This is a genomic window from Nonomuraea composti (genome assembly GCF_012034275.1).
Classification (GTDB): Bacteria; Actinomycetota; Actinomycetes; order Streptosporangiales; family Streptosporangiaceae; genus Nonomuraea; species Nonomuraea composti.
Genome location: NZ_JAATEP010000133.1, coordinates 1 through 2,572 on the forward strand (window position 1 = coordinate 1; position 2,572 = coordinate 2,572).

General features: G+C 70.5%; 3 protein-coding genes. 1 reads left to right on the forward strand and 2 read right to left on the reverse strand.

Annotation, left to right across the window (positions count from 1 at the left end):
• On the forward strand, window positions 1-950 hold a 950-nt coding region (locus tag HCN51_RS57615), incomplete at its 5' end, for a DNA polymerase III subunit epsilon (protein ID WP_168022214.1).
• A 123-nt stretch (window positions 951-1,073) separates the two neighbouring features.
• Here HCN51_RS57615 and HCN51_RS58770 read toward each other — a convergent pair.
• The gene (locus tag HCN51_RS58770) at window positions 1,074-1,379 is read right to left on the reverse strand and encodes a hypothetical protein (RefSeq protein WP_206069123.1); all 306 of its coding nucleotides are present in this window, start codon (window positions 1,377-1,379) and stop codon (window positions 1,074-1,076) included.
• 150 nt (window positions 1,380-1,529) lie between these two features.
• On the reverse strand, window positions 1,530-1,742 hold the full coding sequence (locus HCN51_RS58775; protein ID WP_206069124.1) for an MFS transporter: 213 nt from the start codon (window positions 1,740-1,742) through the stop codon (window positions 1,530-1,532).
• Window positions 1,743-2,572: the final 830 nt, after the last annotated feature.

The window sequence follows — 2,572 nt, forward strand, 5'->3', positions numbered from 1 at the left end:
GCTTCGATGCGAGCTTCCTGTCCGACGAGTACGCGCGGACCGGCACGTCCATTCCCGACCTGGAATTCATCGGCGTCTGTACGATGACCGAGGCCGCCCGGTTCCTGCCCGCCGCCCCGCGCACGCTCGCCGGCTGCTGCGCGGTCGCCGACATCCTGCTCGACAACCAGCATGACGCGCTCATCGACGCCCGCGCCGCGGCCGAGCTGTTACGCCACTACCTGCGGCTGTCGCAGCCCCACGCGCCGTGGGCGGCTTCCCTCTCGGCGGCCGCCGCACTCGCCTGGCTGGCCGTGCCCGGCAGCACCGCCACTCCGGTACGGCGTGGTGTGTCGGCCGAACGCGACAGTCACTTCCTGGCCCGGCTGCTGGACCGGATGCCGCGCGCGGCCGACACCGTCCAGGCCGACCCGTACTTCGCCCTGCTCGACCAGGTGCTGCTGGACCACCACATCTCGGCCATCGAGGCCGACACGCTGATCGCCCTGGCCGCCCGCCTGGATCTCAGCCGCGCCGACGCCATCGCCCTGCATCACCAGTACCTCGACGCGCTGGCCCACGCGGCCAAGGCGGACGGCGTCGTCACCGCGGCGGAGCGCCGCGAACTCGACCTCGTCGCCGCCCTGCTCGCGCTACTGCCCGGCGCGGTCGACCAAGCCCTGCACCATGCCGGACCACCTCGTCACCTCGCCGCGACGGGAGGCTTCCGGCTACGACCGGGCGACCTCGTCGTGTTCACCGGGGACATGGCCGGCGGTCGCGAGATGTGGGAGGAACGGGCCCGCCAGGCCGGCTACGTCCCGCACCCCGACGTCACCAAGAAGGTCCGCCTGCTGGTCGCCGCCGACCCCGACACCATGTCGGGCAAGGCGCGCAAGGCCCGCGCCTACGACATCCCCATCGTCACACCCGACGCCTTCGCCCGCCTGGCCGTTCCAGGCGTACAGTAACGCGTTCCGCGTTCGCGCTGCCGTGTACGCCTGCGCCTGTTCAGGCTGCCGGGCCCGCATCGAAAGACGTCACAACACAAGCGCTCGACGCACGCCCCGCAAGTCACAGCATCTCGCGGATGTTCAGCGCGCTCGCGAGTCGCGAGGCGGTGCGCCTGGGCCGGCCGGCTCCTGCGGGAAGGGGGTCTGGTCGAGGGGAGCGACTCCGTCCGCTGCCTCGGTGGCGACGGCGACGGCGCGGGACACGTCGGGCTTGTCGAGGCTGGTACGGAGGGTGACCGGCTTGAGCAGGACGGCGGCGAGGATGCCGAGGGCGGCCACAGCTGCACAGACGAGGAAGATGCGCCCGGTGGCGTCGCCGTAGGCGGGGACGGCGGTGCCGTGGGCGGTCAGGTCCTCGACGTGGCGGGCTAGGACGGCGCCGAGCACGGAGACGCCGATGGTGCCGCCGAGGGGAGCGGAAGAAGGAGACGGTGGAGCTGGCGGTGCCGATGTCCTTGAACGGGACGGTGCTCTTGGCGATAGGGAGGCCGAGGTCGAAGCACCACCGCCAGCCCAGCCACGAGTGTCGGCGATGAGTCAGCCGAGCAGTGGCTCGCCGATGGTGGAGGCGGCGGTGACGCTGCTGAGATAGCCGCTGTAACGGACGCGCTCGCGGGGCGGGATCATCGCGGCGATCGCGATCTGGACGAGGGTCTTCTTGCTGAACAGGTCGGCCAGCTTGCCCCAGATGGGGGTGGTGAGCAGGGGCGCGGTGACGATCCAGGCGTACTGCGTCTGCCTGCCCTGCAACGAGCCGATGATTTTCGCAAGGCGGTGCTGATCACGGTGCTGCTGAGGGTGGCGACGAACAGCACCAGCAGCAAGCCGCTGAGCGCCACGAGCATCTGCCGCTTCGGCAGGGCCGCGATGGGATTGTGCACGAGGGTGGCTCCAGGATGGAGGGGGAGCGGCAGAGGCCGGCCAGGTCGTCCTGGCGATCTCACCGGCGTTCGCCATCGCGAGCATCGGCTTCTACGGCGCGCTGGAGCCGGAACTGGCACGTCTCGCCGCGGCCACCCCGTTCTGGATGAGCGGCGTCGTCAAAGTGCATCGCCGCTGCCGATTCCGGATTCACAACGGACGCGACCGCGGGGCTCGCGCGGTTCTTCGGTCAGGAGGCGGCCCGGCCCGAAGCGCTGCATGTACAGGGCTGGAGCCGCGAACGCTGGACCTCGCCGCCCGGTGTGCTGCACCTGACGGACTATGGACTGAGCGAGCGCACCACGTCGACTTCCAGGACGACGCAGCCCCGGACCGGTGCCAAGCAGTGCCGCCGCCCCACCATGACGTCCAGCCAGAGCCCACCGATGCGATCCGGCCGCCTGCTGAGGATGACGCAGCATCGACGCCGCCAGCCAGCCCACGCTCTACGGTGACCGCACTCATGACCTGGCCGGTCTGAAGAGCGGGCACGGCCTCTTGCTGAAGCATTCAGGCGCGGGTCACCAGGATGCCGTCGTCATTAGACGCCCCACCATGCGCCCACTGGAGATCGCCACCCCCAGCATCATCGCCCTGACCGCCGTCATCACCGCCGCCGCCATCTGGCTCATCATCCTGGCCGCCCGCCTCACCAGAAC